Consider the following 8,893-nt stretch of genomic DNA (forward strand, 5'->3'; position numbering starts at 1 on the left):
TGGTAACCACACCCGGGATGATCGATTTGCCTTCGGGCAGTTTGACCGTTTCCCCGTCTGCGTCATGGGGAGTGATGACGGTCGTCCAGAGTTCATCCCCCGGTTTGCTGTCCAGGTCAACGCCTCCGGTAAGCAGGCTGTTGACCTTCACTCCGGTGACCTTGTAGAGGGCTTTGGTCTGCTCGGGCAACAGGCTGCCATTGGATGCTTTGGCCAGTTGCTGCGACATTGCTTCAGACTGATGCCGTGCCGACTCCAGCGCCTGCTGCGAATCTTTCAGATCACGTTGTAAGGCAAAGATACTGTCTTCCTGCTGACGCAGCCGGGCTTCCAGTAAATCAGAATTACCACGACCTCCACACCCCATGAGAGTGAGAATCAACAACAACGACATCCATGTCGTAAGGTATTGCTTCATTGGAAATCAACTTCAGCAGAAGACACCTCTTCTGCCCTCCTCTAAATCAGATTGAAATTATGCTTTGGTTCCGGGCAGTTCAAGGTGCTCCAGAACGTTGTCAATCAGACCGTACGATTTGGCTTCCTGGGCATCCATGAAGTTGTCGCGATCTGTATCCTGTTCAATTTTTTCGAGCGTCTGACCAGTGTGATGCAGCAGAATCTCATTCAGACGCCGCTTCATCTTCAGCACTTCCTTGGCATGAATTTCCAGGTCGGTTGCCGTTCCCTGCATGCCGGCAAGTGGCTGGTGAATCATGATGCGGCTGTTGGGTAATGCATTGCGTTTGCCGGGGGCACCCGCAGTCAACAACAGCGCACCCATACTGGCAGCCTGCCCGATACAGTAAGTCGCCACATCGCAGGAGATATACTGCATCGTATCATAAATGGCCATGCCCGCGGTCACGGAACCACCGGGAGAATTGATGTAAAAGTGGATGTCTGCTTCGGGATCATCGAACTGCAGGAACAGCAGCTGCGCGACCAGACTTTGCGCTACCTGGTCGTTGACCTGAGACCCCATCATCACGATACGGTCCTGCAGCAGACGACTGTAAATATCCATGGCGCGTTCGTCGCGACCATTTTTTTCGATCACATAAGGAGTAAGGACCGTCATATAAAACTCACTTCAATTGATGATAAATTTGATGGTGGAAAATCATTCGACAGTGCCGCTGCCGACTCAGGGTGTCTCTATGCTTTATCTTTATTTTTATCTTTGTCTTTTTTATCGCGGATCAGAACCTCGTCAACCAGACCATATTCGACAGAAGCCGAGGAGGTCAGGAAGCGATCCCGGGAGGTATCGAGGGCAATCTGCTCAATGGACTGGCCGGTATGATCGGCGAGAATTTTATTCAGAACTTCACGGGTATCAAGAATATCCTTGGCCTGGATTTCGATATCGGACACCTGGCCGCCCACTTCGCCAAACGGCTGATGGATCATCATTTTGGCGGGAGGCAGAATGTAACGTTTGCCTTCCTGACCGCCGGCAACCAGGATGGCGCCGCCACTGGCTGCCAGGCCGACACAGTAGGTGGAAACATCGCATTCAATGAACTGCATCGTATCGTAGATCGCCATTGTAGAGGTCACGGAACCCCCGGGAGAATTCACGTACAGGTGGATGTCCTGGTGCCGGTTCTCGGACTGCAGATACAGCAGTTTCATCACGATTAAATTCGCGCTGGCATCGTTGATCACGCTGTCCAGAAAGATAATCCGGTTATCCAGCAGGAGATCGCCAATCCCCATCTGACGCTGCTGTGAATAACTTCTGGCACGCTGATTTGCCTGCGTTGGCATCTGCCCGGAAATGGGGTCAAACATGATATGATCCTGAGATGTAATGGTTGCTATAGTGACTCGTGACGAGGTTAATTCTGATTTAACTCTCACATCGTTTTGAACCACCGACTATGGCTGGCCTGGTACAGGCAGTCAAGCGGCAGCTCGATTATTTCTGTTCCCTGACAGGGAGGAAGAGAGCCTGTTAAATCCCGCACGCTGTCGCGCAGGGAGACCCTCCTGTTGATTTGAAGATTATATATCGTTCCTTATCCGATTTCCCTGTGATTCGTCAAGAGACGTTATGCAAAGTTCCCTTTCGCAGCAGTCTCAACATCGCTTGTTTTTCTCTCTGGACTGAGTCCAGTTTTACTGAAGCGTCTCCAAGTTAATCCGAGCCAAGTATAATTATACGAGAGCTGTTATGGTTAATTGTGACGCCGTTTAAGAAAGCTTAGGTTGTCAACACCCTGGCAAAAAGCGTACATGTATACAGCATAGGAAATTCCAGCAAAAAACACCAGAGATCCGGAGAGCCCTGGTGTGATCTGGCGGAAACCAACTGGTGAGCAAGGCGCTTTATGCAGAGTACGTGACCCTGCCTCGATCAGAACGAGCCGTCTTCCACTTCAGCCTGTTCATAACGCTGCCCTGCGGGAGTGAGCAGTCGGGCGTAGAGCAGAGGATCGATCTCCGGCGACAGCGATTTGCCACTCCCGTCGCAGAAGATCACATTCACAGCGCCACTGGGATGATTCGAACTGGGGCGCCATGCTTGTCCCTTCTTCGCTTTCAGGTTGGAACCAATGCGGGAATCGGTTGAGTTAGTCGTATTCTTCAGATCGAATCCGGCAGGCAGTTTCAGCGTGGTGCTGCCGCTGGGGGAGACGCCCTGCAGATCAATGCCGAAGCCCAGGCTGCCCGTATCCTGGTCGGCCCAACTTCCGGCCTGCAGATTTTCAGACAGCATCAACGTCTGTGATATGCCGTCCCCTTCCGAAATAAAATCCAGAGACATCCGCGAAGTAAACGGTCGCCAGAACACGCCACTGGCAAACTTGACTGGAATGTCGTCTGTCGTCGCGGGATCTCCATCCAGTCCTCCATCACCGGCCGGGTGATGACCGACGCCGGTGGAGGCGTCATAGTACACGCCAGTCTTATTATAATTGGCGGTCACATATCCAATATTGACGACATAAGAGAGGGCGCCCCGATCGATTGCAGACTCGTCATCAGGACAGGTAAATACCGGAAAACGAATCGCGTTCAATGCAGCCAGCTGCGCGATTGCATCTGCATTCGTACTGGGTTCAGCCGCCAGATTCGCCGCCGCATCCCAGCGCTGACGAAAGCCAACATTGTCCAGAAACGGTAGCAGTGTAGTACACCAGGTCAGATCATCATGACTGGCATTGGCGTTGGGTGCTTCGTCAGAGGAAACCCGTTGGTTGGGATCGACCAGCAGTGGCAGCTCAGAGTTGGCTCCCGAGGAAAAGTTAACCATCGCCAGACCGATATTTCGCATATTGTTCAGACAGGACAGTTTTCGTGATGATGCCCGGGCATGCTCTTGAACCGGCAGGGTCAGCGCTACCAGAAGCGCGATAACGAACAGTACTACCACCAGTTCAAGCAGCGAAAAGCCGTTGCGCTGCGGTCGTGGCTGTCTGGTTTGTCTGGTCTGCATGAGTTGCCCCTTCTCCGCCTGAGACGCTGTCACCGTCTGTGAACCCGCCAAGAAAAAAAGCACCAGAGATCCGGAGATCCCTGGTGCCCGCATGTTTGAACCGATTTGAGAACAATGACTCAAATAAAGGTTGCAGTCAACTTCATTCGATTAGAAAGAAGTACCGTCAACAACAGCCTGGCCATAACGCAGACCGGCAGGAGTGAGCAGACGTGCGTAGACGCCGGCATCCATCTGTGGTGTCAGTGATTTTCCACTGCCATCGCAGAAGATCACATTCACGGCACCACTGGGATGGTTCGAACTGGGACGCCATGCCTCTCCTTTGGCTGCGGTCAGGTTAGCACCGATTCGCGAATCAGATGAGTTCGTTGTATTCTGCAGATTGAATCCAGCAGGCAAAGCCAAATTACTACCTGAGTACAAACCTTCAAAGTCAATTCCGAATCCGAGGCTGCCTGTATCCTGATCATACCATTCACCAGCCTGCAGGTTTTCAGACAGCATCAGTGTCTGAGTCATACCATCGGCAGCTGAAATATAATCCAGAGACATACGAGAAGAATGAGGACGCCAGAAGACGCCTGTTCCAAACTTCATCGGAATATCACCGGTTGTAGATGCGTCTGCATCAAGTCCACCATCTCCCACCGGGTGATGCCCCTGGGAACCGATGGAAGCGCCAGGATCGTATCCAACGCCAGTCTGATTATAAAGGGCAGTAACATAGCCCACATTCACTACGTAAGACAGTGCACCCTGATCAGTAGAGAACTGATCGTCGGGGCAGGTGAAGACGGGAAATCGGATCACATTCAGAGAAGCAAGATTAGAAAGATCGGTTGCAGTAGCACCTGTCTGAGCAGCAGCACTGGCAGTTGCATCCCAACGCTGACGGAAACCAACGTTGTCCAGGAACGGCAGCAGAGTGGTACACCAGGACAGGTCGTCATTGCTGGCATTGGTATGACCGTCTTCAATGTTGCGATCCACCAGCAGTGGCAGCTGCGAGTTGGCTCCGGATGAGAAGTTGACGACGGCCAGTCCGACGTTTCTCATGTTGTTCAGACAGGACAGTTTTCGCGCTGAGGCACGGGCACTTTGAATGGCCGGCAGTGTCAGCGACACCAGGATGCCGATGATGGTGATCACCACCAGCAGTTCGATCAGCGTAAACCCTTTACGCTTCTGCAGCTTTTGTTTGGTTCGACAATTATTCATGTCATTCTCCTCACTTAGAAATACGGTTCAAACAGATTATATCTTACTTGTTGACAAGTATCAAAAACAAACTCGAAAACATCTCGATCCCACAGGAAACCAGAGGAATCCCGGACGAATCCGCTCTACAGGAACAGACGTTTCAATCGTCCGCCTCCCACAGACTCTACTCACAGGCCCGCGACCAGAGCTGCTTACTTAGGCTACATGTCATCCCCCCTCATTCCTGTGTCACTATTAACCATTATACCCGATTGTCCTGTTGTAATGATCAGGTAAATTTCCTAAAAGGATATTTATCTGAATACCCGGTTTTATTGCACCTGATGGCGATAACGCACCAGGCGTTTCCAGTGGTCGAACTGTCCCGTACTCGGTTCAAATGCCTGTTCTGCCCGGGTCCGGTCAATGACGAAAAAGCCTCGATAGTCTGGCTGATTCACTGTACGAGCCGGGTCGAAAGGTGACAAACGTGCGCCAATCTCCACCGGACTGCCATAAGTGGTGGTCCCTGCCCCGCTCGCTTCAAAATAAGCGACTGACATGAATACCACAAATGTGTTACTTCGGGTTGTTGTGTTAGCCGCAATTTTCGAGAGCAGTCGATTACGGGTATGTACGTCAATTTTATTTACGCCTGCTGACCCCAGATGCTCAGCACCAGTTGTCAGTTCGAACAGCAGACGCGGGTTTGGATTCGGACTGCTGATGTCTGCAGGCAGACTGCGGAAAATTGTGTTTTCACGCAGATTATTCACGGTACCAGTAGAGGTAAATCCAGTTGCGTAATCAAAACTGCGGAAGGGACGTGACCCTGGTGTTCCAGGAATATGAGGGTCGTTAGTTAGTCCCAAATCCCGGGCATCGCGTGATTCCGTGAATTCGCGCCACCAGTCACCGCCTAAATGGTTGGCGACCAGCTGTGGATGAACGGCACTGCCGGTCATGTCCATCGTGAATGCATCGGCATCATCCAGCAGAGCTGCCAGCACAGCCGGATGCCGAATCGTATTCAGATTGATGCGTCCCGGGACGCGCGGATCTGCCAGCGGATTGCCCAGTTGATGATGGATGCGAGTCGGAACTTCAAGAAATTCCAGAATCCGATACCAGCGGTTATCATCACAAGTGGGAGCAGGATCACTGAAATCAGTATCGTCAGGACCACTGGGATCAAGAAATTTCTGAACTCCAGCGAAACGGACATCGTTTGCCCGGTCCACTGTCGTTGAAGTATCAGTTCGCGTCTGTACTCCTGATTCCGTGGCCAGATCGCGGGTCACACGATTCGGACCGATCACAGGAACGCTTAACAGTTCCACAATCGAAGCAAAGTCACGGTCAAAATGAGGCTGCCAGATATCGAAACGGGGACGGTCATCGGAAAATGCCCAGCCACGTTCGCTGGCATCATCGATGTCCCCATCGTTGTCATCGTCAACCATATCCTGACCGGGCAGACCATCTGCCCCCAGATTCCCTGTTCCGGTGTTCGAATTGGTAGACCCCACTGTATTCGCACGATAACCGGAACCAGCGCTGCCTGCGGCATGGCTAGCTTCTCCTGAACCACGAGCGTGTAGAGGCTGGGCTCGTTCGAAGCTCCGCAATTGATTCAATTGAGACTGAATTGCGGAGGACATGCTGGATTCCTGTAGCTCGAACTCTTCCATGCCAGTCACAACCATACTGTCCACTTCCACCCAGGGATTATCAGCATTATCCACGGCATTGTTGGTTGCCGGTGCATTCCGCCCGGGATGAGCGCGTCGCATCAGTCTGACAATGAAAGTCAAACTCGAAAAATTAGGCGTGCCTCCGGGATCCGTATTGGAACTATTCAGGAAGTCACCACGCGTCGAAATAGGAGTAACCGTATCTGCTTCTGACGTCATCAGGAAATCAGCCGTGTCATCATCGGTAATCAGATCGATGGCGGGAGTCGATGTATCCCGTGGGGCAATCGTAGTATAAGCGGGAGTCCCCCCCGCAAAATTGGGGTCAACCCGGAAATAACTGGGGCGCGGCATCGACGACATCGGGTCGGTATCTTCATTATCGCCGGCTGAGCGAAGATTGAAACCACCGCCCCCACCGACAGAGCCGCTCCGCAAAGTGACACGCCGCTTGTGGGTATCGTTTAACACCGGGTCTGGAGTAAGATTATCCAGATTGGAATAATCGCCGCTGATCATGGCCGCATCAGTGCGTGGTTCCAGGCGGATCTGCCAGGCATCATTCTCAAAGCTGACTATCTGATGGTTGGCATTTCGTAATTCGATAAACGAGAAATAACGGTCTTTTTCATCATTGTATTCGGTCGCATCGTGGTTGACTTCGTTAGAGGAAGCATCTTCGACTTTGGGAGCCTTGATCGCCAGGAATTCGCTGAGTGTCAGCTTTTGTGCTTCGACGCCATAGACCACGCCTCGCTGACCAGCCTGACTGGAAATCCCCAGGTTCGTAGCAAGAGTGGTTTCATCGTCGGTATGATAGGGATTATCTCCCAGCCCCCAGCCGTCGTGCAGGTTTTTATCGTATTCGAAACGAGTAATCACTTCGTCAGGATCCAGGGCATCAACCACATTCACGGCAAACTGCGCCATTTCCTGCATTTGAGCATCGGTATAGAGAGCATTACTGGAGTTGTCGGCGCGATAGTCTAGATTGTCCTTGCTTCCTCCGAGGGTATAAAGCAGCACATAGATATCGCGGGCCATTAACTGACGATCATAGCGTGCCCAGAATTCCTTTTGCTCCTGAGTCGTAGGAGGATAAGCGGGCAAATTATAAGCATACCAGCCGGTGTTAATGGCAGTCGAAGGTAGAATGTCGAGGATGCCATTCCCGTTCAGATCTTCGCCGATGCCGATGTCCAGTGCACCATTTCCATTGACATCCTCACCAGGGTGCGGAGTAAGCGGACGCGTTGTTACAGTCTGCCCTGTCCCGGTATCATCATAGACGAGAACTTGATTGATATCCAGCTTCATCTGCTTTCGTGGCGTTGTGGTATTTCCACGTTCCACCGTTAAAAGTTGGCGAAGTGGTGCCCGGAATGGATCAAGGGCTGTCCCGGCAATTTTATTTGAATTGCGAGAGCCACTACCATTCAGATCTTCAATATTTGTTCCACGAGTATTTCCTAACAAGTCCGTGTAATTCAGATTGCCACTGTAATCCAGGTCAACTTCGTTTGTGAAATCCGGTGGAAATTCCAGTTTGCCATCGTTGTTCGTATCGGCGCTGAACAACCAGCTGAGGTAACGATTCGAAGTATCAAGATTCGATATAGAACCATCATCATTCGGTCGGTTCTTCAAAGAATCGGCCATGGAAAACTGTTTACGACCCCAGCTCATGGTCGTGAAAGTCTTGCGGATCGAATTACCGCGGTTATTGACGGTATCTGCCCGACCGAAGTTAAACGGCAGCAGGCTGGACAGACGCGAACTGATACCCGTGTTATCCTGATCGGTCTGCGACAGATGCAGGAAGGCCAGGTCGGCAGGAGTAAATGGTTCATCATAAGGGCGTCTGGCTTGTTCCATATCGACGATGATTTCATCAGCTTCATCAACCAGAATACCATAATTTTCGGTCACATTTGTAATCCGGTTTTTGAAAAATGTAGATCCGCTGTTATAACGGGGTGTACCGGCAATTTCGAAATCTTCGTAGGCTTTCCAGCCGTTATAGCCAATGAGAGGCTGACGATAACTGGTTCCGGTTTTGGTCGTTCTGCCCGCACCATTGTATGACAGGGGATGCATGAAGGACTGCGCGTTATCGGGATTTCCGGCGATCAGCGAACCGCTGCGGGTTCCCCCTTCAAAACGATTCCCGTTATCATCAATCAGCGTACGTCCCGGCTGAGGAAATGCCCTGACAGGACTACTAGTGATATCAATCAGATAGATCGGATCGGTGGAATTGTTGCGTTGCGCTTCATACAGACGATCCGGTTCTCCCCAGCGTCCCGCGAACAGGTCGGTAATCTCATTTTTAGTTGCTTTACCAGTAGCAGGGGTACTGAATTGGGGACGACCAAAATTCAGAAAGAAGTATTCCATGTTGGAATTTTCCCGCCAGGCCGCGGTGCTGTTATAGGCGGCCTGAAACTCCGGGTAGGCAGAATAGTCAGGTGGCGCTGCCATCATACCATGTGGGTAAGGATAAGCGCCGAAGAACAGCGCATGCTGCCCGAACACCTTGGTGAGATCGGCA

Annotated in this window: 6 protein-coding genes; all 6 read right to left on the reverse strand. The window is 51.5% G+C overall.

The genetic code is table 11. The annotated features are described in order from the left end of the window. A partial coding sequence (locus AACZ40_RS26400) for a hypothetical protein (RefSeq protein WP_339676556.1) occupies positions 1–418 on the reverse strand: 418 nt, incomplete at its 3' end. 57 nt (positions 419–475) lie between these two features. Further along, the gene (gene clpP / locus AACZ40_RS26405) at positions 476–1,081 is read right to left on the reverse strand and encodes an ATP-dependent Clp endopeptidase proteolytic subunit ClpP (RefSeq protein ID WP_291176694.1); all 606 of its coding nucleotides are present in this window, start codon (positions 1,079–1,081) and stop codon (positions 476–478) included. A 77-nt stretch (positions 1,082–1,158) separates the two neighbouring features. After that, positions 1,159–1,797: an ATP-dependent Clp protease proteolytic subunit gene (locus tag AACZ40_RS26410; protein WP_339676558.1), complete on the reverse strand. Its 639-nt coding sequence runs from the start codon at positions 1,795–1,797 to the stop codon at positions 1,159–1,161. Between the two features lie 565 nt (positions 1,798–2,362). Then, positions 2,363–3,445, reverse strand: a complete 1,083-nt coding sequence (locus tag AACZ40_RS26415) for a DUF1559 domain-containing protein (protein ID WP_339676561.1) — start codon at positions 3,443–3,445, stop codon at positions 2,363–2,365. Between the two features lie 150 nt (positions 3,446–3,595). Further along, the gene (locus tag AACZ40_RS26420; protein WP_291176703.1) at positions 3,596–4,666 is read right to left on the reverse strand and encodes a DUF1559 domain-containing protein; all 1,071 of its coding nucleotides are present in this window, start codon (positions 4,664–4,666) and stop codon (positions 3,596–3,598) included. Positions 4,667–4,980: 314 nt separating this feature from the next. Further along, positions 4,981–8,893 (reverse strand): hypothetical protein (locus AACZ40_RS26425; protein ID WP_339676564.1); only part of this gene is annotated, 3,913 nt, incomplete at its 5' end.

This window comes from uncultured Gimesia sp. (assembly GCF_963972345.1).
Taxonomy (GTDB): domain Bacteria; phylum Planctomycetota; class Planctomycetia; order Planctomycetales; family Planctomycetaceae; genus Gimesia.

What these genes read in the sequence shown, in the direction of transcription:
- clpP (WP_291176694.1), bottom strand. Translation starts at nt 1,081, where the DNA reads ATGACGGTCCTTACTCCTTATGTGATCGAAAAAAATGGTCGCGACGAA.
- AACZ40_RS26415 (WP_339676561.1), bottom strand. Translation starts at nt 3,445, where the DNA reads ATGCAGACCAGACAAACCAGACAGCCACGACCGCAGCGCAACGGCTTT.
- AACZ40_RS26410 (WP_339676558.1), bottom strand. Translation starts at nt 1,797, where the DNA reads ATGTTTGACCCCATTTCCGGGCAGATGCCAACGCAGGCAAATCAGCGT.
- AACZ40_RS26420 (WP_291176703.1), bottom strand. Translation starts at nt 4,666, where the DNA reads ATGAATAATTGTCGAACCAAACAAAAGCTGCAGAAGCGTAAAGGGTTT.